The sequence below is a fragment of the Desulfuromusa kysingii genome (assembly GCF_900107645.1).
Taxonomy (GTDB): domain Bacteria; phylum Desulfobacterota; class Desulfuromonadia; order Desulfuromonadales; family Geopsychrobacteraceae; genus Desulfuromusa; species Desulfuromusa kysingii.
In genome coordinates this window covers 121,094-144,487 of record NZ_FNQN01000008.1, presented here as the reverse complement: position 1 = coordinate 144,487, position 23,394 = coordinate 121,094, and the positions used below count along the sequence as shown (strand labels likewise).

The window sequence follows — 23,394 nt, the reverse complement described above, 5'->3', positions numbered from 1 at the left end:
ACTGCTGGAAAATTAATTGAGATTATACTTCATCTCAATAAAAAATCGTCCTTGCTCAACTCTGAAAGGAATAATGAGCCTGTTACTTTTTGTTGGGGACGAAATGGTATATGATTTTCCTGAAATTGCTGTCGGTATGGCGAGTTCCAGGTCAATATTTTCTGCTGCGAATCTTTCTTTGATGCCACCCGCAGCCATATTGGCAATTTCACCCAAAGCATCCTTAACGTCGGCATTAATTTCGTCAATTTCCATGTCCAGCATCGCCCCGGAAATTGCCAAGCCAACATTTTCTGGACAATGAATCCCCAACATCCCTGAAAAGCTGCCAGTTAGGCCAATCATCGCTGAGACATGACAACCCAGAACCTGTTTTCCCTCTTCGAAAGGGGGTTCAGAAGCAATATCCATAAAAATCATAGTGCTAAATATCTCTTCGGTCGTTTCTACGATTTTTTTAGCAAATTCCACTATTTTTCCTTAGTCGGTGGTCGAAAGATTGATTAAAGACTCTTTGGGCCGATTTGTAGTTCAACGGTGAAGGTTTGATCGTTAAATGTAAAGGGGACGGCGACGGATTCAGAGTCGGTTAAGCAATCAACGGCGTACTCTTCTCCGTGGATGGCTGATGGCATAGAGATCTGCACTTTGCTCCCGCTTGGATCAAGGATGGTTTTAATACTGCCACCGAGCATATTTGCGAGTTCACCAACGGCGTCACAGACATCTTCATCGACCTCTTCAACATCCATCCCCAAAAAGGCGGTGGTGATATCTAAGGATGCTTTATTGGGTAAGTGAATTGAGAGAAGCCCTTTGACTTCACCGGCGAGGCCAATAATCCCGGAGATGCCGTTGAGTAACTTTGTGCCATCTCGCTGGAAGGGTTCGCCTGGGACAACATCAAGCATAATCATACTGGAAAAAATTTCCTGAGTGGCATTGGCAATATCTTGAGCGTATTTCATCAATGTTCCTTTAAAACGCGGTGGCCATAAGTATATGCACCACCGGAATTAAGTTTGCAACTTGGTACGAAGATCAGAGTAGTGGCCCTAATGTTTCATTAATGAGATCAGGGGTGAACGGTTTTTTGATGGCCCCTTTTGCTCCGTATGATTTTGCCTCATCAATGATGTCTGCTCCGGTTTCCGTCGATATCATGACGACAGGGATATCTTTGATGGCATCATCTTCTGCTTTGGCTTTGAGAAATTCCAGCCCGGTCATGTTCGGCATGTTGATGTCACTGAGAACGACATCAACTTTATTCGCTCCGAGTACATCTAGTGCTTCTTGACCATCTGCTGCCTCAAGGATTTGGTCAAAGTCGATTCCCGCTTGACGCAGTGAACGAGAAACAATTTTACGCATTGTGTTTGAGTCATCAACAATTAAGACTGTTTTTCCCATGTGAAATCTCCTCTAGTTATTTAATAATTGATAGTTAATTTATGACAGAATGACATTTAGTGGTTATTCAAGGCCACCAGTGAGGTCCCGGTGGCAAAAATATGGAGGGCATCCTCTTCGCTGCTCATCAGTTTCCAACTAACAGTCTGCGCATCAACTTCCGGGAGTTCACCCTCACCTAGTGCCGGTAGCCCCATTTTATATTCCTGATCATCAGCACAAAGATTGGTCAGGAACAAGCCGACAATGGTGTTAAGCAGCTCATTGAGAATATCGTTCATTTGTGTTGAGGTTATCTCATCTTCGGCGATGCCAAAGATGGTTCCAGTCAGGGTTTTTAAGCATGTTTTCGCCACGGCCAGACGAATTTCTCCCTGCACTGGATCGTTAACCTGGAGGCTATTCCAGACAACCTCATCTGCCGGGATTTCATAAGCCGGATTAAAGTGTTCCATCACTTCCATGAACGCCATGTTCTCGAAAGTTTGACTCGCTGCCTTGATCATGGCCAGGTAGAAGGGATCATGTTCTTTCATCAACATCTCCTTGATAACTTTGGTGGTTATTTGTCCAGGAATTCAGCAAGTGCATCCATCATGACGGGCGGAGAGACAGGTTTGTTCAAGACGCGGTGCGCTCCAAGTTCCAGCAATTTTGCTTCTTTTGCCGGGTTTCCCGCACTGGTAATCACAATGATCGGGAGGCCACAGAGTTTAGGGCTTGCTTTGATCCATTTGACCAACGTTTCACCATCCATGACTGGCATGTTCAGGTCGGTCAATAGCAGGTCTATATCCTGAGCCTTCGCGGCCGTCAATGCTTCTTTTCCATGTTCTGCTTCGATAATTTCAGCCTCTCCCAGACCAATAATCTGTAAGCAGCGTTTGATAAACATCCGGGCGGTGGCCGAGTCGTCCGCGATAATGATCCGTTTCATCAGTTTTTTTCTCCCGAGCTATGGAATGATCCTTCCAACTTTTCAAATTCTATATCGACATTCAACATAATAGTTGCAAGTGTTTTGGGGCCGATATCAATATAATCGGTGTATTTCCGGTCAAGTTTGTAGCGCATACTATCAGATCCCGTTCCAAATCCACCCAGCATGGCAATGTTGTCACCAAGGTGGACGGCATAAACGAGGGCGCGGAACTCTTCCTTGGCGTTTGAAGGTTCGTGGTGGTGGCGTATCACTTCTGCGAGCTCGTCAGGGAGTTGCCATGCCTTGGCAAGCTCATACCCCGCTCTGGTGTGATCAAATCCAGCCAGCTTTTCTTCGGCGTCAAGATAATCAAGATCTTCTTCAGCGGTAAGGAGTTCTATCGCATCAGTCACCGTTCCATGTAGATAGTCTGAAATAAGGGCTTTGCCGATGTCATGTAACAGTCCCGCAGTAAACGCGAGCTCCGAGTTGATATCGGCACCGCTTTGGATGACGACTTCGCGTGCGGCAATCGCTGTGCGTAGATCATGTTTCCACAACACCCCGCCCGCAGACTCATAGCCAGAGAGCTCTTTTTCAAAGACTTTACTGGAACAATCAGCGATCGCGATACTGACAACAACGCGTTCCCCTAAGTAAGAGACGGCACGGTCAATCGAGGCAATGTTGTTCACCAGACCGAACGCGGCAGAGTTAACAATTTTCAGCACCCTTGCGGTCAGGTGAGCATCGTTTCTGACCAGATTGACAATATCCATCAGATCGTGGTCGGGCTGAGACGCAACTTGGAGCAGTTGACTGGCGCTTGCCGACAGCATCGGAATCGATTGAACAATCTTCTGTAACTCTTCTTGAGTTATCTGTTTTGTCATAGTCACCTTCCTAAAGCTGCCAGTTTGGCTTTCCAGGGGAGCTGAGTGTTATTTGCCCTGCTGACACGGAAATTGAAACTGTTCGACTGTAGTTTTTCCCAAGATCCTCAGAAACAGCACCCATACCATATGACCAGAGGATTTTTTTGATCGCAAGTGCATTACGTTTACCAATCTGGAAGGTGTCATTGGTATCCATGACATTTGCTCCACCACAGAGTTTAACCACGATCCCTTTGCCACGGGGGTGACAACCAAATTTTGTCATCAGTGCTAACAGCGCTGGAACTGCAGTGTCGGCAAAATAGCCTGGTTTTTCAGTTGCTTTGGCTTTATTTATTGATGAATCGGGGAGGGCGACATGAGCCATACCAACCGTGCGGGTTTTCGGATCGAGAAAAATGACAGAAACACAGGATCCTAATGCAAAGGTTTTTACATCATCGCCGGGAGTATTTGACGCGCCGTAATCGCCGACGCCAAGAACAATTTGTCCCATTTATTTTTTCTCCGTAATCAGACTCAACAGGGTCGTTGATATTTTCTCCAGAGGAACCAACCGCTCTGCACCACCCTTTTCAAAGGCGACTTTAGGCATCCCAAAGACCACTGACGAGGCTTCATCCTGAGCGATACAGCGAGAGCCTGCTTGTCTCATTGCCAACATTCCAGCCGCACCATCCTGTCCCATACCGGTCAGCATGGCAGCGACCGCATTGGCACCGACGTGCTTAGCGACAGAATGCATCATGACATCGACCGAGGGGCAATGGCCGCTCACTTTTTCTTCGCCGCCAAGAGCTATTTGATAAAATCCACCTGAGCGAATAACCTGCATCTGTTTTCCACCGGGCGCTATGAGAATCAATCCTGTTCGCACCCGATCACCATGCTCGGCCTCTTTAACCTGCATCTGGCAAAGCTGATTCAAACGATCAGAAAACATTTTCGTGAAGCCAGCAGGCATATGCTGGACAATCACGGTTCCTGGGGTGTTTGCTGGGAAAGTTTCGATTACCCGGCGGATAGCTTCTGTCCCCCCGGTTGATGCGCCGATGGCGATGACCTTATCGGTTGATTCAGCGAGTGATGATGTTGTCGTATTGGTCGCAGCGGTGAGGGGTCTTTTCCCTTTCCAATGAGAAACATTGGCAGTCGAAGCAATTTTCACCTTGGAGCGTAATTCCATTAACATGCCATTCAAGCCGGTTGCGACATTGCTGGTTGGTTTGGCGACAAAGTCAACAGCACCCGCTTCTAGAGCTTCCATGGTGATCTGTTTGCCTCTTTGTGTCAAAGAGCTGACCATGACAATTGGGATCGGATATTGCGGCATCAATTTGCGCAGGAAAGCCACCCCGTCCATCCGCGGCATCTCAACATCGAGCGTTAATACGTCAGGTTGTAACTCGAGGATTTTATCTCTGGCAATATAGGGATCGGGTGCGGTCCCCACCACTTCTATTCCCGGATCAGCAGAGAGTCCCTGGCAGAGAATACTCCTGACTAAAGCAGAATCATCCACCACAAGAACACGAATAGCCCGTGCCATCAGAGTTCTCCCTTCTGGTAGAGTGCGGGTTTTAAATAATTATAGCGGGTTTGAGTTCGGCCCAAGGTTTCTGAATGACCGATGAAAAGGTATCCGCCAGGTTCAGTATGTTGGTGATAGCGACTGACCAGGGCTTCACGGGTCGGCTGATCAAAGTAGATCATGACGTTGCGGCAAAAAATCATCTGGAACGGCTTTTTGAATGGGAAAGTGGTGTTCATCAGATTGAAGCGTCTGAAAGTTGCCTCTTTTTTAACTTTGTCGCAAACAGCCATTTCTCCTTGACCTGCAGGGATGAAATATTTTCTCCGTAGCTGTTCCGGCAGTTGCATCACCCGATCCATCGCATAAGTGCCGCGGCGGGCAACGGTTAGGGCCCGGTCGGAGATATCGGTTGCCAAAATCCCGGCATCCCAGGAGCTGTAGTCTGCCCCTAAATATTCCATCATCAACATCAGCAGAGTGTAAGGTTCTTCGCCACTTGAACAACCGGCACACCAGATACGCAGGTCTTTACGGTGTTGTTTTTTAAGTCGCTCAATGACTGCGGGTAAGGCTGTCTCAGAGAAGTAATCAAAGTGATCTTTTTCGCGATTGAAGTAGGTGTGATTAGTCGAGATCAGGTCAACCAGTTCGCTGAGTCCCGCCTCGGTTTTGTCTTGGTCAAGGTATTCGAAATATGCGGAGAACGATGGCAGGTTGAGACGCCGCATTAACTTTTGTAGCCGGCCAACCAGCAGCGAGCGTTTCTGTTCGGTAAGATTAATCCCGAAACGCTGATAAATCAGATCTCTGAGCCGGGTAAATTCCAGGTCGGAGATAGCCATAAGGCTATTGTTTTGATGCTGTTGGCCAGTAGACAAGGTCATTTTTTAGTAACTTTCTACCTATTCTTCACTCGTTTCAACTAATTCCTGCATCTCCCCGCTGAAAAGCAGCTTGTGAACATCGAGGAGAATTTTGACGTCATTGTTGATTTTTCCCATTCCCTGGATGTAGCTATCACCATGATTTTTACTGGTTCTTGGCGCTGGTTCCACATTTTTTTCAGGGATATCTGCGACTTCACTGACCTCATCAACAACAAGGCCAACTTCGGTGCTATCAATGTTGACCACGATAATGCAGGTACGATCATCATAGTCCCGGTTTTTAATCCCGAAACGTGCACGAACATCCATAATCGGGACAACTTTACCACGGAGATTGATCACTCCACGGATAAACGCCGGCATGTCCGGGACATCGGTGATATTTTGAATGCCGATGATCTCGATAACATACTGGATCTCAATACCGTAATCTTCACCAGCAAGATGGAAGGTCAGATACTTATCTTTTTGAGTATCTTCATTTTCAATATTGGTCATGGTTGTGTTTTCAGCCACGTGATCCTCCTTTATATAGCGTCTCTGGTATTTTCGTATTTATTTTTTTTGTTTTCTGCCGAGTCGACCAGGGTGCCGACGTCAAGGATTAAGCAAACTCCACCATCACCGAGGATGGTACATCCTGAGACCCCAGGGACGTTGCCAATAAAGTCAGATAGACCTTTAATAACCGTTTGTTGTTGGCCGAGGATTTCATCAATGAAGAGACAGAAGCGCGTTTCCTGATATTCCAGAACAATGAGAATGCCGTCTGAAAGATTTTTTGAGTCAGGTGTCTTGCCGAGAATGTCATGCAGCCGTACAATCGGCAGGAAATTATCTCGAACCTTAGCCAGTTCGTCACCGTCTGGGGTTATCGTGATCTGATTCATCTCTGGGCGGAATGCTTCGAGCATGGATAAGGTTGGAACAATACAGGTAGCGGTTCCGACGCGGACGATCATGCCGTCAATAATGGCGAGTGTCAGCGGAATCCGTAAGACGATTTTACTCCCCTGACCGGGGGTGCTACTGACATCGATTTTGCCTTTGATCTTTTCCAGATTTTTCTTCACCACATCCATGCCGACACCACGGCCAGAAATATCGGTGATCTGTGCCGCGGTAGAAAACCCCGGAGCAAAAATCAGGTTATTGATCTGTTTGTCGGTCATGTCTGAGCCATCACCCTCAATCAGCCCCTTGCTGATGGCTTTTTCGAGAATTTTCTCCTTGTTTAAGCCGCGACCGTCATCTTCGATCGTGACCCAGACTTCACCTTCTTCATGCCGGGCCGAAAGCTTAACGGTCCCTTTTTCACTTTTTCCCGCGGCTAAACGTTCATCTGGAGGTTCAAGTCCATGGTCAAGCGAATTTCGCAGCAGGTGGACCAAGGGATCGGTAATGGTTTCAATGACGGTTTTATCCATCTCGGTATCTTCACCGATCAGCACCAGGTCGACTTTTTTCCCTGCTTTGACCGAAATATCATGGACCAGACGAATCATGCGACGAAACAATCCAGAGACGGGGATCATCCGAATGGTCATGGCCATTTCCTGGAGTTCCCGCACCAGTTTCGACATGTGTTGGCCGGCTTTACCAAAGTTTTCTAATTCCAAACCTTTCAGGTCCGGGTTGTGAATTAACATATTTTCAGCGATGACCAGCTCACCTATGAGGTTGATCAGGCTGTCCAGTTTTCCGAGTTCAACCCTTATATCCTGACGTTTTGCGGGAGTTTTCGTCCGCGAAGCAGGCTTGGCAGTCGCCTTGGTCTGTTCAATCTTATGCTGCTGTTTTTGTAGTGCTGAATTGACTTGCTCCGCTGATGCTGTTCCTTGTTCGACCAGAATCTCTCCAACAGGTTTTTTCTGTGTTTCCACTGCGTGAAAAATGGCGTCTTGCTGGACCCCTTCTTCAACAAGATAATCGCCCAGTAATGGTGCAATGAGGGTTTGTAGGTCATTTAAATGATCGTCCAGATTCTCTATCTCTTCTCCTTTGTTATCAGCAATATTGTTGACTGCTCTTTGCAGGATATCAAGGGAGGCCAGGAGTTGATCGGCAGGGTTTTCGACAGCGAGTTTTGAGCCCGATTTGACCCGGTCTAGAATGTTCTCCATCTGATGGCTGAGTTTTTCAATATCTGAAAATCCGAAAAAACCACAATTGCCTTTGAAGCTATGGATATTGCGAAAGATTTCACCGATAGAATCATTGTTTTCGGGATGCTCTCCCCAGGCGAGTAGACCTTGTTCAGTACTTTGTAGCAGTTCATTGCCTTCCTGGACAAAGCTCAACCGCATCTCATCGGTAATTTCTATGCCTGGAAAATCGTCAGTCAGTTGTTCTGCATCGCTCTGTGGTGCTGGCGAATGAGCGTCCGGGGCCGGTTCTACTTGTGGTTCTTCTTGATCGGTCGCAACTTCAATGGCCTGATGGAGCTGCTCTGATATTGCATCAGCAGGGGCAACCATGGCGTCATCGTTGTAGTCGCTTTCAACCATGTCGAGAGCTTCTTTGGCGAAGTCACAAGCGGCGCACAGCAGAGTGACATGGTTGGGAACCAGTTCAACCTCACCGTTGCGAATCAAGTCCAGCAGGTTTTCAGCCGCATGGGCCACCCGGGTCATATGATCAAACTCCAGAAAGCCCGCACTTCCCTTCATTGAATGGAACAGACGGAAGATTGCATTGAGAATTTCAGAGTCGCTATTTTGACCCAATTCAATGATCGCCGGTTCAAGCTGTTCAATCATGTCACGGCTTTCGGTTGCAAATTCCTGAATGATTTCAATCTGGTCGTCGTCGAGGGGGATACTCATCACTGATCCTCAAAATGATAATTAGTTAGCGATCTGACTTATCTTGAAAATTAAAATTAATTATATAAAACAAACAAATAAAAACAAAGGGAAAAATAGTTTTTGCTGAATTTATATCTTTGCTTGAATGCAGGCAATTGTGCCCCTATAGATTGTTCGATGCGCAATCTATAGGGGCACTTGTTCGACTTAACTATTTTAAATACTCGCCATAGCCGTCGCGATCCTGTTTCTCAATATGGTTGATGAGCCAATCCTTGAGGAAGTTGTAAATGTCGGCTGGCGGGAGTCGTTCACCCGACTTGAGTTTGTTGGCATAGACGCCGACTTTTTCAACGAAAGACTTGTGGATTTGCTGATGAGCTTCGAAATCTGGGTAGTTGTATTTGCGCATCACATCTTCTTCGGCCCGGAAGTGAGTGACCGTATAGTCAACCAGTTCATCAACGACTTCTGCCAAGACCATCCGGTCGCCACCATCTCTCATGCATTGAAACAATTGGTTGATCAAATCAACCAGCCGCCGATGTTGTTTGTCCATCAATGCAACTCCAGTGTTGTACTCATCCTTCCATTGAAACATCTTTTCGCTACTCTGTTTCGGTATTGCTGGAGTGGACATATCGCTCCACCCATTTGTCTGGGGTTGTGACGGAAGTGCTTGCTGAGATATCACCGCTTGAGAATAGCTCTGATTGAAGTCCCCTTTGAGTTTGAAGCGGCTGAGTTGATGTTTTAATTCCGCGGCCTGACTGGAAAGCTCTTCGCTGGTCGCGGCACTCTCTTCTGCATTGGCTGTATTCTGCTGGATGACTTGGTCGATCTGTTGCATCCCGATGTTAACCTGAGAGATCCCTTGCGCTTGTTCGTGGCTGGAAGCGGCAATTTCTTCAACGAGAGTCGAAACCTTACCGATCGAACCGACAATCTCATCGAGCGCCGCAGCCGTACGTTCGGCTATGTGTGTACCGTTGCTGGCCTTTTGAATTGAACCTTCGATCAGCTCCGCTGTCTCTGAGGCGGCTTTTGCACTCCTTGCGGCCAGGTTGCGGACTTCTTCAGCGACCACCGCGAACCCTTTCCCGTGCTGTCCTGCACGGGCAGCTTCAACGGCGGCATTGAGGGCAAGTAAATTGGTCTGGAAGGCAATTTCATCAATCACTTTTATGATTTTGCCAATATCCTGTCCAGCGGCATTGATCTCAGCCATAGCCTTGATCATTTCGGCCATCCGCTCGCTTCCGGTATTGGCAGAGGCGCTGGCACTGGTTGATAGTTGATCGGCTTGTTGGGCATTTTCTGTGCTGGTGTTAGTTTGGTTGCCGATTTCGTTCATAGAGCTACTGATCTGTTCAACTGATGCAGCTGATTGTGCCGCCCCATCAGAGAGGCTCTGCGCTGACTCACTGACCTGGGAACTGCCGGAATCAATCTGTTCGCTGGCATTGAGGATCTGCATCATGATTTGGTTAAGGTCGTCCCCCAGCTTTTTCAAGCTGCCACGGATCTGATCCTGCTCATCGCGGGGGTTGATCTCAAAGGTGAGATCACCATTTGAGAGTCGCTGGAGGGAAGAAACAACTTCGTTTTGCAATGATTCTGCAAAATTATCCATCGTTTGTGCCATCTGACCAATTTCATCTTTGCGCGCCATATGCAAGCGCGTATCGAGATGACCCATTTCGAGATCTTCAAGCATGGTCATGGCTTTTTTCATTGGTGTCGTTAGTGAACGGCTGATCAGGAACGCCAGAATCATCCCAATGAGAAGGGCGATGACACCGATGACAATCGTCCCGTTCCGGGTTTTTTCAGCCGTGTTGATCATCGCCTGGTCAGAAATGATGTTGGCGTCGGCAATTTCTGCAAGCTTGGTCAGATGTTGTTTTAATTGTTTTAATGCTGTAGCTGTTTCGGTGTGATAGATCTTCTTGGCCAGTGTTTGGCCTTCAAGATCTTTAACCGCCATTCTCTGCATGGTACGCAACAGATAACGGACTTCAGACGCGGTGGGGATAATTTCGTATTCATAGAGGCGCTGTACTTCCTCAGGATTTGCTGCTGCCAGGGCGGCATTCATATCGACAACGACATGATGGAGCTTATTGTGTGGCTCGACAATGTCGTTTAATAACTCGGCAAATTCGGGGCTGATCCGGCTGGCTCGTTTCGCTTGTTCGGTCCCAAGGAATTTTCCCAGGGCGCAATTTGTGGGATCTTTTTCGGCCATAATTTTGCCGTGCTTGGCAAGCAGGGCATTTTGAACGGCACTGACCCAGACGTTATGCTTTGTTTCGATGCTGCTTAAAACTTCGGGTAAGTCGGGGTCTGCCGGTTTGTAAGCGTCCTTGATTTTTTTCCCGGAGAGGTGCATTTGACTGTGTGGTTTTTCCAGTGCTGTAAATTCTGATTTCAGTTCAGGAAGTAATGCTTCGGCCTTTTTTCTTGGTTCACCGTAGAGCCAGAGACCCAGACTGCATTTTTTGGGATCAAACTGCACATTGAGTTCGTTAATAGTGGGATCTTCAATAAAATTTCTAACTTTCGAGTCCCAGGCATCATGTTTGATTTCCAACTGCAACAAGTCACTTCTTAATTTGTTACCATCGGCGGCTGAGATACCATTTTTGACTGTTAGGGATAGCCCTAGAGCAGCCCAGATAACGGTTGCAACGAGGAGCAGAAGAACCGATCCTGAAAGCAGTAACATCTTGGTCCCAATTTTAAAATTATCGAACATGTCTATTCCTCATCTACGAGTTGAAAGCGTAAAAAAACCGTTTGAAACTTTTAACATAAAACAAAATCAATGTTCAAGATCTTATTGGTGCTTTTAAATGTCAGCCAAAAAAAAGCGGAAGGGAACAATCCCCTTCCGCTGGTTTCAATGTGGTCACGCAGACTGTTTTACCAACTACGACTATCTGGTAACTGTGGTTGCAGGTTGCTGGAGTAGTTTGCGTTTGCTGAATTTTTTAGGACAAAGCGGCTCAGTTGACTTTTAAGTTCAGCTGCTTGACTGGAGAGTTCTTCGCTGGTGGCGGCACTCTCTTCGGCGCTGGCGGTATTTTGCTGGATAACTTTGTCAATTTGTTGCAGACCGATATTGACCTGTGAAATCCCTTGGGCCTGTTCACTACTCGCGGCAGCAATCTCAGCAATCAGATCTGTGACTTTGCCAATCGAGCCAACGATTTCTTCAAGGGCTTCACCCGTTCGTTCGGCAATTTCAGTCCCTTTGCTGGTTTTTTCGACTGAACCTTCAATCAGTTCTGCCGTTTCAGAGGCTGCTTTAGCACTTCGGGCGGCCAAATTACGGACCTCTTCGGCGACAACAGCAAATCCTTTACCGTGTTGACCCGCTCTCGCAGCTTCAACTGCAGCGTTTAGGGCCAGCAAGTTCGTCTGGAATGCGATTTCATCAATGACCTTGATGATTTTGCTGATATTTTGCCCGGCAATATTAATCTCACTCATCGCGGCGATCATTTCAGTCATCCGTGCGCTGCCAGTGTTCGCTGCGTCACGTGCTGAGGCTGAAAGATGATTGGCTTCTTGAGCATGCTCCGCGCTGGTATTCGTCTGATTACCAATCTCTTGCAGGGAACTGCCAATTTCTTCCACAGATGCTGCCGATTGTGCTGCGCCGTCAGAGAGAAGTTGAGATGAATCGCTGACTTGTGTGCTGCCACTGTCAATTTGCTGTCCGGCAACCTGAAGATCGGCAATCATTCTATTGAGGTCTTCACCCAGCTTTTTTATGGCATGACGCAGAGTATCTTGTTCATCGCGAGGATTAACCGTAAAGGTCAGGTCGCCGTTGGCGAGTTGTTGCAGCGGCCCAACGACCTCTGTTTGCAAACTTTCTGCAAGGTCATCAAGGGTACGGGCTGTTTCACCGAGTTCATCCTGTTGCTGCATCTCGAGCCGTTTTGTCAAATGCCCCTGACCAATCTCAGTGAGAAAGGTTTTAATTTTAGTCAGCGGGGTGATGATGAGTCTACGTAACATGAAGAATAGCGCCAGGAAGGTGATGATGATACTGATCAATCCCATCGCCAGATTACTGATCATACTCTTGCTGTTGGCTGCGGCGAGGGCGCTGTGTTGAAGCGCTTTCTCCTGGTTGAGATCGGCGAGGCTGAAGTCAACATACAAGACCCCGGCGAGACTGCCAAGTTCGACATCCTCATGACATTCCATACATTTTTCTTCGTACATATGGGCATTGGCGACAAAGAATGAGTTTTCAGATTCTTTTTCAATGTTGATTTTTTCGTGACTGTTGGTAATGTTTATTTGTTCAGGCGTTTGTCCCAGTCGTCCCTTTTGGCTTGAATAGGTTATTGTCCCGGATGGATCGACTAAGCCGACTTCAAGAACACCGGGGACAGCACCCAGACCCGTGAGGAGTTCATCAAAAACGTCCATCTCACCACGTTCGAGTGATCCCTCTGTACCGATCTCTAAACTGGAAAAGATACTGCGAGCCTGTGTCAGGGCACTTGAATGTAGAGAGTTGAGAGAATGTTCTTGTTGTTCATGGAGCAGGTTTCTCGATTGAATTGCGGCAACCGTAAAGCTGATACCAAGAATAATCACAAGAATTAAGATAAGGGCCCCGCCGATTTTACTTTGGATGCTGCTCAATTTCATGGTTACCTCTTCAAAAAGGAAATATACGTCGTTGAATATTAATCCAAGATGAGTGTTAGCAGGCATCCTAGCAAACAAGAAAAATCATTGCAACTATTTAATATGAGTCACTTAATTTAAAGATATAAATATATTGAGAGCGTAATTAATGTGTTTTTACTTTTTTGCGAAAGTTTCTTTTCCTTGGTCGTTTTGATGTTTTGGGGATGGTTGCAGAGGTTGTCATGGCCGTATGCCAGCTTTCAGCCAGTGGCATCAGCTCAGGTCGAACTTGTGACCAAAGAGAAAAAAGTTCTAGCGCTTTGGGGGTGAGGGGGTGTTGCAAGAAACGGTTTTCGGCTCGGAAGCCACGACCTCGGGCGAGACGAAAACAGCCGATTAGCAGCTCGCGAGCTTGATGACGAATACCACTGGCGATACTGAAATAACGGCAATGGGGGGTGATAATCTCATTTGCCTGACGCAAGGCATCGCCCATATTGTTTTTTTGTGCTGGAGAAAAACTGTCCATATACAGACGCAGGTAGAGGGCAGCGATGGCAAAACTCTCTTCAATGGGAATTCCTGCGGCGGTTCTTTGATCAAGTTTTGCCAACAGGGCAATTCCCTCATCAGTCCCTGGATAGCCAGCCAAAAGGTGGGGAAGCATATTTAATTCACGACATTGTTTCAAGACCGGGCCAGCAATGTTGTGGCGAAATAGCTCAATAATTTCTTCGCGAACTCGAGCCGGTGCCGCTGTTGCCAACAGTTCTTTGTGCTGCTCGATCGCTTGATAGGTGTTGTTTTCAAGGGTAAAGCCGAGACGAACAGAAAATTCGATCGCCCGCAGCATCCGCACCGGATCTTCGACAAAACGAACTTGTGGATCACCAATCACTCGCAGTCGCTTTTCTTCCAGATCCTTTAGGCCACCAAGGAAGTCAATGACAGAAAAATCGGCAATATTATAAAACAGGGCGTTGATTGTAAAATCTCGCCGCGCTGCGTCCTCTTCGGGAGAACCAAAAACATTCTGGACAAAATGAAAATGCTCTTCTTCGTTGTCAGGGAGTTCAGAGGGTTCAGGTTGCCGGCGAAAGGTTGCAACTTCAATCAGCTTGTTGCCGGCGAAACGGATGTGTGCCAGACGGAAGCGCCGCCCTACCAGAAAGCAATTGCGGAACAGTTTGCGCACCTGACTGGGGGTGGCATCGGTACCTATGTCAAAATCTTTGGGTTGGCGGCCAAGCAGTAAGTCACGGACGCTGCCACCAACCAGATACGCCTTGTATCCATGTCGATGCAGGCGGTTAAGAACCTTGAGGCTGTCTGTGTCAATCTGTTTTCTGGAGATACAATGTTGACTGCGAGGGATGATCGTTGCTGTATTTTTGTCCATGATGACTCGTAACAATGAGGTTAAAATCAGCAGGACTATAGCAGGTTATGCATAGTCAATGAAGAATTTTTCCTGTAGTCTTACTCTCTTGCTGAGAGGATTATGAACATGGAAGTTGAATACAACCTCATAGTTATCCTGGGTGCAACTGCTGGAGGGAAAACAGGTCTGGCAGTTAAAGCGGCAACCCGGTTTGGCGGGGAGATTATTTCTGCGGACTCGCGTCAGGTCTATCGCGGGATGGATCTGGGGACAGGGAAAGATCTGCAGGAATATGGAGCGATTCCGTATCACCTGATTGATATTGCTGAGCCAGGGAGTGAATATAATGTATTCCAGTTTCAACGGGATTGCTTTGCTTGTATTGAAGCCCTTTGGCAACGGCAAAGATTGCCGATTGTCTGTGGTGGAACCGGGATGTATCTGGACGCAGTTCTGAGAGGTTACCGTATGGTTGCTGTGCCCCCGAATCCACAATTGCGGGAAGAGTTGGCACCTTTCAGTGATGATGTGCTGCGGGAAAAATTATTAAAACTCAAACCGGAACAACATAATCGGACCAATCTGGTGGAACGAGAACGACTTATCCGGGCCATAGAGATAGCTCTCGGTGAGCGATCTGTCACCAAAGAGCTGCCTGCTCCACCTGAAATCTCTCCCCTGATATTTGGCATTAAGTGGCCGCGCGACATTCTCCGTAAGCGGATTGCGATCCGCTTAACTGAGCGCTTTGATGCTGGAATGATCGATGAAGTTCAGCAACTGCATGATTCTGGTGTGCCTTGGGAAAAACTGGAGTTCTATGGTCTGGAATACCGCCTGATTGCTCAATACCTGCAAGGGAAAATCAATCGTAACGACATGGGGCAAAAGTTGCGCAGCGCCATCGGGCAGTTTGCCAAGCGGCAAGATACTTTCTTTCGGCGTATGGAGAAGAATGGAGTTAATATTTGTTGGCTGGATGGGGAGGGGGATGTTTTTACGGAGTTGTGTGAGAAAATAGGTCAGTCGTTGATGTGAAGCATCCGTCGCGGAGTTGTGGTTTCATACCACGAACTTTCAGGTCAATATCTTTGCTACTGCAATAGGATTTTTTTGAAGAGACAGCTGCTAAAATACCTGAGGACTCGTGCTTCGATTTCTCCATGGAAGATCGCTGGAACGAACCGGACCGACTTTGCGGCTGCGGTTGTTATCCCGGCGTTAGGGGAGCGAGATAGTCTCCCGGCAACGCTTGAGAGCCTTTGTCTGAACCCTGTCGACTCTCTTGCACCCACCCTGGTGGTTGTGGTTGTCAACAATCGTGTCGATGTTGCTGCGGGGTTGTTGGCTGAAAATCAGATGACTCTCGATTGGCTACAATCAGATCCTTACCCACAACTCAATCTTGGCTGGATTGATGCCAGCTCGACAGGGCTGGAAATCTCCGACAAGGATGGTGTTGGCTTAGCGCGAAAAATTGGTTTTGATGCCAGCTTGCAGCGATTTGACTGGAGAACTGAGCCGTTACTGATATCGTTGGATGCTGATACTGTGGTTGAGAAAAATTATCTAGCGACGATTTTTGCCCATTTTGTCACGTCTAAGGCCGGGGGGGGAGTGATCCCTTTTCGTCATAGCAGCGGATCAGCCCCAGTTCAAGAACAAGCCATCCGTCACTACGAACTCTATCTGCGGAGTTATCTGTTCGGTTTACAGTTGGCCGGTTCCCCTTACGCATACCACAGCATCGGCAGTGCCTTTGCCTGTTCGGCGACTGCGTATGTGAAGGCGGGAGGGATGAATCGCCGCTGCGGTGGCGAAGATTTCTATTTTCTCCAACAGTTGGCTAAGACCTCCCAGGTTCAGATGGTGCATGGAACCGTCGTTCATCCCTCCCCCCGTTTTTCAGAGCGGGTCCCTTTCGGAACCGGAAAAGTGGTTCAGGAACAGGTTGAAGGGGGAGGGGATCTTTTCCATTTTGTCCCGGTTCGGGGGTTTCGGGTCCTCAAGGAATGGTTGGCGCTGATTACAGGTCATCTCAATGAAAGCGCAGAGCAAATCATGGCGAATGCTTTGTTGCTATCGCCTGCGTTACACCAATTTTTGGCAGAGTTGAATTTTGCTCAGGTGTGGATGAAGTTGCAAAAAAATCATCCCTCATCAAAGCAGAGATTGAAAGCCTTTCATGACTGGTTTGACGCTTTGCGAACCCGACAGCTTTTAACCCGCATCGAGAGCGATTCGGTGGCCTCAATTGCAGAGGAGATTGAGCAACTGATGATTTGGGGTGGATACCCTGGACTTGAAGATGAAGATGGTCAGTTGATGGTGTTGGAGAGGTTGCAGGGTGGAATATGAATATCACGATCTGGCAGGATGATTTGATGCCAATGTCCCGGCCTTAGACATGCTCATTAACAGACAGGTCTAAGGTCGGGAAACAATACTAAAGAAGAGTGACCCAGTTATGGTTGTCTGGTTCCTTGCCATATTGAATTGCTGTTAATTTATGATAGAGTTCCATGGTAAGTTTTCCAGGTTGGCCATCTCCTAATTGAACACAGGTGTCTTTATAGCAGAAGGAACCAACTGGGGAGATAACCACTGCGGTTCCCGTCCCAAAGGCTTCTTGCAGACGACCGTTATTGGCCCCTTCAATAATTTCATCGACACTTAAAGCCCGTTCCTCAACTTCGTAACCCATCTCTTTGAGCAAGGTTAATGCTGAGCGTCGGGTGATGCCGTCCAATACGGTACCATGTAATGGTGAGGTGACGATTTTTCCATCATAGAGGAAGAGCATGTTCATGCTGCCAACCTCTTCGACAAAGCGTTTTTCCTTGGCATCCAGCCAGAGCACCTGATCGTAGCCCTTTTCTGCGGCCTCCTTGGCGGCGTAAAGACTAGCAGCATAGTTACCACCGGTTTTGGCTTCACCGGTTCCCCCTTCAGTGGCACGGACATAAAAATCGGAGATCCAGATTTTGACCGGTGCGATTCCCCCTTTGTAATAAGGACCGACGGGGCTGAGAATAACATAGCAAAGGTATTGGTTGGCTGGGCGGACCCCAAGCATTGGTTCTGTCGCAATCATCGTGGGACGAATATAGAGGCTGGTCCCTTCGCTGTGAGGAACCCAGTCTGCTTCCATCCGGATCAGTTTCAGAATTGCATCCAAAAAGAATTTTTCATCGACTTTTGGCATACACATCCGCTCGGCACTGCGGTTAAAGCGGGTGATATTATCCGCTGGGCGGAACATGGAGAGGGTGCCATCAGCGCGACGGAAAACCTTCATCCCTTCAAAAATTTCTTGAGAATAGTGAAATACCATAGCCGCAGGGTCAAGAGAGAGAGGCCCGTAAGGTTGTATTCGTGCAGAATGCCAACCTTTGCCGCTATCATATTCCATGATCAGCATGCGATCGCTATATTGTCTTCCAAAAGCTAGTTTGTCTTCATCTTTGTATTTTTCTTTGGGTGCAGTGAGAGGTATGATTTGGATGTCCATAATGTTTGCTCCGACAATAGAAATTAGGTAGGTATTTTTTTTATCACAGCAGCGTCGATGCTGCAAGAATATCTCTTTGTTACGCTTTTTTTGGTGAACTTTTTTAACTATTGTTGGCAACTAGATAACGCGTTAGAATGCAGGCTGTAAGGGGGGAATATTTATGGCCCCTTTTACGCGGAGAACTGTAGGTGATGAAAACAAGCGAATTAACGTCTGGCCTATACACCTTTTGCCGTGACCTCCCCGCAGTCAGAGATATTCACACAGAACCTTTTCCTGAATTGTTCGTCAGAAATCAGCTGTTTTACGCATCCTTGGTAAATTCCATCGGACCCTTGGGATTGTCGTTAAGAAATGTAAACAAAGGAACTTGATATGCCAACAAAAGAAGATGTCATTCAACATGTCATCGAAGCCGGTTCTTTGCCGACCCTCTCAACTGTTGCGTCGACACTGATTAATATCACCGGCAAGGAAGAGACAACCATCTATGACATCTCCAAGTTGATTGCCCAGGATGTTTCGCTGTCGACGAAGATTTTGAAGGTGGTGAACTCATCATTTTATAACTTTCCAAACGAAGTCGGGACCATCCAGCAAGCCGTAGCCATTCTTGGCACCAATGCCGTACGCAGTTTGGTGTTATCGTTCTCATTTTTGAATATGGAGCGTCCCAAGCATGGCGTAGGGTTTAATTATGGCCGTTTCTGGGAAGAATCTCTTGCTGCGGCCGTTGCTTCCAAGCTGATTATGGCCAAGGTCTCCGATCAGGATCCGGAAGAGGCCTTTACTGTCAGTTTGTTGCAAAACCTGGGCAAACTGATCCTTGCCTGTGCTTATGGTGATACCTATGATCAATTATTGGAAGAGGCCGCCGGCAGTGAAAAGCGTCTGCTGGAACTGGAAGATGAACGGCTCGGTGCTAACCACGCCTATATTGGTGGAGAGGCGGCGAAGCGGTGGAATTTTCCGGAGAGTTTAGCGGTTCCCATTATCTACCACCATGACCCTGACAGTTATACAGGTGATAATGCTCAGTTAAAAACAGTAATCAAGGTGGTGCATCTGGCAGCTTTACTGGCCAATATTATGTACTCCGGTCACCCCATTGATTATCACGCCCCGTTTCGGGAACGCGCTCAGAAGATGTTTAAGCTGGATACCGCCAGCATCGATGAAATTCTTGAACAAGCCAACGGCGACGTTGCCAAGGCCGCTCAATACTTCGGCTTGAATATTGAGGGGACAGCTTCTATCCCTGAGATTCTCCAACAGGCCAATATTGAGCTAAGTTTGCTCAACATGAGCTACGAACAGATGAACCGGGAATTAGTGCAATCGAAGGTCCAGCTGGAAAAGTTGACAACTGAATTGGAAGAGAAGAATACTTACCTTGAAGGGATTGCCAACCTGGATGGGCTGACGATGATTTATAATCACCGTTTTTTTCAAGAGTCACTTGATAGGGAGATCAGCAGGACAATCCGGCAGGAGAACGAGATGAGTCTGATCATGGCGGATATTGATAATTTTAAAAAGTTCAATGATTTTCATGGTCATCAAGCCGGCGACTATGTGCTCCGGGAAGTTGCGAGTCTCTGCAGCGGAGTCATCAGAGAATACGACTTAATTGCCCGCTATGGTGGAGAAGAGTTTGTCTTTATCCTCCCAGAAACGAGTCAGGAAGATGCTCTGCTGGTTGCTGAAAAGATCCGCTGTGCCGTAGAACAACACCCCTTTCGTTACGAGGGGGATGATTACCGGGTCACCTGCAGCTTTGGGGTCTCAGTTTTTTCTGGAACCGGGAAGCTAATGAAGAAGACTGAACTGATTGAGCAGGCTGATAAAGCAATGTACTCAGCGAAGAAAAAAGGACGCAACCGGGTTGAAGCCTTTGTGGAAAAGACCGGTTGGTTCGGGAAATCAAAGTAGACTTATTTGGTATTATATTTGATAATATGGTCTGAATTAGCCATCAGCCCTTCAGTGAAAAAAACTGTTAACGGAGAGGCGCAAAGGTGGAGAGATAGAGAGGAAAAACACAATCTTAAGCATAGCCACCATTCACCAAGACGATCAAAGTCAAAAGCATTTATAAGGGGTTAAACCCAATTTTTTTGGTTTTCCTGGAGTTCTTGGAGCCTTGCTGTCTCATTTCTAAGTTTGTCTTTTCGCTGCAACTCTCCTTCTCGGCGCCTCTCCATTAAAGATGTTTTTGGTATTTTTTTAAAAAAAGGAAATGACTCATGTTTGATCAAAGTATCATCACAAAGCTCCAGCAGATCAGCGGTAAGGACCAGGTTTTAACAGATAAGGCCGACTTGATCTGTTATTCATACGATGCGACTCAGAAACAGTATCTTCCTGATGTCGTTGTCCATCCCGGCAGCGCCGAAGAGATCAGCCAAATCATGAAACTGGCGAGTGAAAATAAAATTCCAGTTTTTCCGCGTGGTGCTGGAACGGGGTTCACCGGTGGCAGTGTCCCTACCGCGGGGGGGATTGTTCTGGGGCTGACACGGCTGGATAAGATCTTGGATATCGATGAAGAGAACCTTGTCGCGACTATCGAGCCGGGAGTTGTGACCGCTGAATTTCAAAAAACTGTCGAGAAGGTCGGGCTTTTTTATCCCCCTGATCCAGCGTCATTGAAGGTCTCCACCATGGGCGGAAATGTGGCTGAATGTGCTGGCGGACCTCGCTGCGTTAAGTACGGGGTGACCAAAGATTATATTATCGGTCTGGAAATTGTTACTCCGACTGGTGATGTGATCAAGACTGGCGGTCCAACTATGAAAGGTGTGGTCGGTTACGATCTGACAAAATTGATCTGCGGAAGTGAAGGGACTCTGGCGATTATTACCGAGATAGTTGTCAAGCTTTTACCGAAACCGGAGGCGAAGAAAACCATGCTGGTGTTGTTTGACTCCATCGATGGTGCCGCACAAGCGGTCTCCGCAATTATCCGTGGGAAGATTATCCCGACGACCTTGGAATTTCTGGATGCGCGGACTCTCGATTGTATTCGTCAGGCGACCGATCTGGATGTTCCCGCTGCGGCACGGGCCGTGTTACTGATTGAGGTGGATGGCGACCGGGAATTTTTAGATAAGCAGGTCGCGAAAGTCTCTTCCATTGTTCAGCCTCTCGGAGTGGTTGAAACGCGTGTTGCCGATACGCCGGAACAGAGTGAAGCTCTCTGGCAAATGCGCCGCTCTATTTCCGCATCGTTGCGCCAGGTCAACCCCGATAAGTTTAACGAAGATATCTGTGTGCCGCGCTCTAAGGTGCCGGATATGATTCGCAAGATTGAAAGTATCTCCGACCATTATCAGATCCCGATTGTTAATTATGGGCATGCTGGTGATGGCAATATCCATGTCAATATTATGGTTGATGAGAAAACTCCTGGCGACCATGAGAAAGCTGAAAAAGCCGTGTTTGAAGTTTTCCAGGGTGCGCTGGAACTCGGAGGAACCATGAGTGGTGAGCACGGTGTCGGAATTATGAAAGCACCGTTTTTGGATATGGAACTCAAAGCGAATACGATTGATTACATGAAGACGATTAAACGGGCCCTCGATCCAAATAATATTCTTAATCCTGGGAAAATTTTTCCTAGTGATGTGTGATTTTTTTTAACGGAGAGACGCTGAGGGGGAGAGAGGGAGAGAAAGTCAAAACCAGATGATAGCCACCAAGGCGCCAAGAACACCGAGACAACCAAAGTCAAAAGCGTTTTTAAGGTTTTAAAACCAAAAGTAAAAAAGGTTTTGTGTTTTTCCTTGGTGGTCTTGGTGCCTTGGTGGCAAATCAAAGGTTTTGATCCTCCTCTCCTCCTCAGCGGCTCTCCGTTAAAATTGTCAGTAAAGGTTTCAAATATGGCTAAGCTAAAAAAATTAGAAGATTATCGTGACGAAATTGACCAGTGTGTTAAATGTGGTGGCTGTCGTGCCCATTGTCCTGCTTTCGGTGCTGAGAAGCATGAAGGGCGTGTTGCCCGTGGCAAGATTGCTCTGGCGGATTCCTTGTTGAAGGGGGATGTTGAATTGGAGGAAAAATTTCTCCTTGATATGTCCCAGTGCCTCCTGTGTGGTAGTTGTTATTCTCAGTGTCCCAATAAAGTCCATACCGAGGATATCGTTGCCGCGACCCGGCGGGAAATTGCCAATCGTAAAGGGTTATCGACCTTTGGTAAAGGGGTTGGTACCGTCCTCAAGCATCAGGGGGTGATGAATCTGCTGGCAAAAGGTGGCGGTGCTTTCTCCAAATTATTATTCAAAAAAATCCCTGAACAGAGTGGTTTAAGGCTACGGTTTCCCGCCCCATTTATCAGTTCAGACCGAACGTTGCCGCCATTAACGTCAAAGCCGTTTCGGGAACGCCATCCTGAAGTTATCCCTGGTGATCCTGACAAACCGACAGTTCTTTTCTTTACCGGTTGCGGTATCAACTATATGTACCCTGATTCGGGCGAAGCCTTACTCAAAGCCCTCAAGTTTATCGGGGTGACAGTGATCATCCCCAAAGCGCAAGTTTGTTGTGGTCTGCCAGCGGTCTCAGCCGGAGCGGCCAACACGGTTGAATCCCTTGCAGAAGAAAATTTGGCAGTATTCCAGCAAAATAAATACGATTATATTGTCACTGCCTGTGCCTCTTGCCATTCGGGATTAACCCAGATCTATCCGGGAATGGGGGAGGAGTTCAACGAGTTCAGAGACAAGGTCAAAGATATTTTTGTGTTCTTGATCGAGCAGGGATTTGCTGACAAGTTGGCTCAACTGCCGAAACGACAAGATCAGGTGAAGGTGACTTATCACGATCCTTGTCATCTGCGCAACCATGGCATTACCGCCGAACCACGGGCGATCCTGAAGGCGTTACCGCAAGTTGATTTTGTCGAAATGGAAGATGCTGGGACGTGCTGTGGATTGGGCGGAACGTACTCTGTCTACCACTATGACACCAGTAAAAAAATCGGCGCAAAAAAAGCAGGATTTATCAAAGAGAGCGGTGCGGAACTGGTCGCCACCGACTGCCCTGGTTGTATTATGCAGCTGCAAGATAGTATTAATCATGCTGATGAAAAACAACGTGTGGTCCATATTCTCGATCTTGTCGCGGAAGTTTTGCCAGAATAGTATTTTTAACGGAGAGACGCTGAGTTGGAGAGACGGAGAGAGAAAGCACAATCTTTAAGAGAGCCACCAAGACACCAAGATCACCAAGGAAAAGCAAAACCTCTTTTCTGATTTTAAATCTTAAACCATCTTTGGCTTTGGGTGTCTTGGCAGGCTTGGTGCCTTAGTGGCTGAAGTTTTACTTGAGTTGTTTTTTAACGCAGAGGCGCAGAGGGAAAACATAATCTTAAAGAGAGCCACGAA

The 23,394-nt window shown here is 47.3% G+C and carries 20 protein-coding genes; 5 read left to right on the top strand and 15 right to left on the bottom strand.

The genetic code is table 11. The features are described from left to right. Positions 1-12: 12 nt before the first annotated feature. The 14 genes from BLU87_RS13290 to pcnB form a co-directional block, all read right to left on the bottom strand. Positions 13-471, bottom strand: coding sequence for a chemotaxis protein CheX (locus BLU87_RS13290; RefSeq protein WP_092349524.1), 459 nt, complete (start codon positions 469-471; stop codon positions 13-15). A gap of 32 nt (positions 472-503) precedes the next feature. Then, the gene (locus BLU87_RS13285) at positions 504-968 is read right to left on the bottom strand and encodes a chemotaxis protein CheX (protein WP_092349521.1); all 465 of its coding nucleotides are present in this window, start codon (positions 966-968) and stop codon (positions 504-506) included. Between the two features lie 73 nt (positions 969-1,041). After that, positions 1,042-1,413, bottom strand: a complete 372-nt coding sequence (locus tag BLU87_RS13280) for a response regulator (RefSeq protein WP_092349518.1) — start codon at positions 1,411-1,413, stop codon at positions 1,042-1,044. A gap of 56 nt (positions 1,414-1,469) precedes the next feature. After that, entirely contained in the window at positions 1,470-1,949 is a 480-nt protein-coding gene (locus tag BLU87_RS13275) for a chemotaxis protein CheX (RefSeq protein ID WP_175498395.1), read from the bottom strand. A gap of 26 nt (positions 1,950-1,975) precedes the next feature. After that, positions 1,976-2,350, bottom strand: a complete 375-nt coding sequence (locus BLU87_RS13270) for a response regulator (RefSeq protein ID WP_092349512.1) — start codon at positions 2,348-2,350, stop codon at positions 1,976-1,978. Continuing rightward, positions 2,350-3,228, bottom strand: a complete 879-nt coding sequence (locus BLU87_RS13265) for an HDOD domain-containing protein (RefSeq protein WP_092349509.1) — start codon at positions 3,226-3,228, stop codon at positions 2,350-2,352. The genes BLU87_RS13270 and BLU87_RS13265 overlap by 1 nt, the downstream gene beginning before the upstream one ends. A gap of 10 nt (positions 3,229-3,238) precedes the next feature. Beyond that, on the bottom strand, positions 3,239-3,727 hold the full coding sequence (locus tag BLU87_RS13260) for a chemotaxis protein CheD (protein ID WP_092349506.1): 489 nt from the start codon (positions 3,725-3,727) through the stop codon (positions 3,239-3,241). Continuing rightward, entirely contained in the window at positions 3,728-4,780 is a 1,053-nt protein-coding gene (locus tag BLU87_RS13255) for a protein-glutamate methylesterase/protein-glutamine glutaminase (protein WP_175498394.1), read from the bottom strand. Further along, the gene (locus BLU87_RS13250; protein ID WP_175498393.1) at positions 4,780-5,649 is read right to left on the bottom strand and encodes a CheR family methyltransferase; all 870 of its coding nucleotides are present in this window, start codon (positions 5,647-5,649) and stop codon (positions 4,780-4,782) included. The genes BLU87_RS13255 and BLU87_RS13250 overlap by 1 nt, the downstream gene beginning before the upstream one ends. A gap of 18 nt (positions 5,650-5,667) precedes the next feature. Beyond that, the gene (locus BLU87_RS13245; protein WP_245706518.1) at positions 5,668-6,168 is read right to left on the bottom strand and encodes a chemotaxis protein CheW; all 501 of its coding nucleotides are present in this window, start codon (positions 6,166-6,168) and stop codon (positions 5,668-5,670) included. 11 nt (positions 6,169-6,179) lie between these two features. Continuing rightward, positions 6,180-8,477: a chemotaxis protein CheA gene (locus BLU87_RS13240; protein ID WP_092349501.1), complete on the bottom strand. Its 2,298-nt coding sequence runs from the start codon at positions 8,475-8,477 to the stop codon at positions 6,180-6,182. Between the two features lie 193 nt (positions 8,478-8,670). Beyond that, positions 8,671-11,217: a bacteriohemerythrin gene (locus BLU87_RS13235; RefSeq protein WP_092349498.1), complete on the bottom strand. Its 2,547-nt coding sequence runs from the start codon at positions 11,215-11,217 to the stop codon at positions 8,671-8,673. Positions 11,218-11,384: 167 nt separating this feature from the next. Further along, on the bottom strand, positions 11,385-13,133 hold the full coding sequence (locus tag BLU87_RS13230) for a methyl-accepting chemotaxis protein (protein WP_245706517.1): 1,749 nt from the start codon (positions 13,131-13,133) through the stop codon (positions 11,385-11,387). 145 nt (positions 13,134-13,278) lie between these two features. After that, a complete protein-coding gene (pcnB, locus tag BLU87_RS13225) occupies positions 13,279-14,514 on the bottom strand; it encodes a polynucleotide adenylyltransferase PcnB (RefSeq protein ID WP_092349492.1) in 1,236 nt (411 codons plus the stop codon). A 108-nt stretch (positions 14,515-14,622) separates the two neighbouring features. Here pcnB and miaA point away from each other — a divergent pair, with 108 nt between their 5' ends. Both miaA and BLU87_RS13215 read left to right on the top strand, forming a co-directional pair. Next, positions 14,623-15,534: a tRNA (adenosine(37)-N6)-dimethylallyltransferase MiaA gene (miaA, locus tag BLU87_RS13220; RefSeq protein WP_281242556.1), complete on the top strand. Its 912-nt coding sequence runs from the start codon at positions 14,623-14,625 to the stop codon at positions 15,532-15,534. Positions 15,535-15,609: 75 nt separating this feature from the next. Beyond that, positions 15,610-16,854: a glycosyltransferase family protein gene (locus tag BLU87_RS13215; RefSeq protein WP_092349486.1), complete on the top strand. Its 1,245-nt coding sequence runs from the start codon at positions 15,610-15,612 to the stop codon at positions 16,852-16,854. Between the two features lie 88 nt (positions 16,855-16,942). Here the strand turns inward: BLU87_RS13215 and BLU87_RS13210 are convergent, their stop codons facing one another. Further along, entirely contained in the window at positions 16,943-18,007 is a 1,065-nt protein-coding gene (locus BLU87_RS13210) for a branched-chain amino acid aminotransferase (RefSeq protein WP_092349638.1), read from the bottom strand. A 378-nt stretch (positions 18,008-18,385) separates the two neighbouring features. Here BLU87_RS13210 and BLU87_RS13205 point away from each other — a divergent pair, with 378 nt between their 5' ends. The 3 genes from BLU87_RS13205 to BLU87_RS13195 all read left to right on the top strand — a co-directional run bounded on the left by BLU87_RS13205 (position 18,386) and on the right by BLU87_RS13195 (position 23,151). Next, positions 18,386-19,942, top strand: a complete 1,557-nt coding sequence (locus tag BLU87_RS13205) for a sensor domain-containing diguanylate cyclase (RefSeq protein ID WP_092349483.1) — start codon at positions 18,386-18,388, stop codon at positions 19,940-19,942. 314 nt (positions 19,943-20,256) lie between these two features. Next, entirely contained in the window at positions 20,257-21,642 is a 1,386-nt protein-coding gene (locus tag BLU87_RS13200) for an FAD-binding oxidoreductase (protein WP_092349481.1), read from the top strand. A gap of 249 nt (positions 21,643-21,891) precedes the next feature. Further along, complete coding sequence (locus BLU87_RS13195) at positions 21,892-23,151, top strand: (Fe-S)-binding protein (RefSeq protein WP_092349635.1); 1,260 nt, start codon at positions 21,892-21,894, stop codon at positions 23,149-23,151. Positions 23,152-23,394 lie beyond the last annotated feature (243 nt).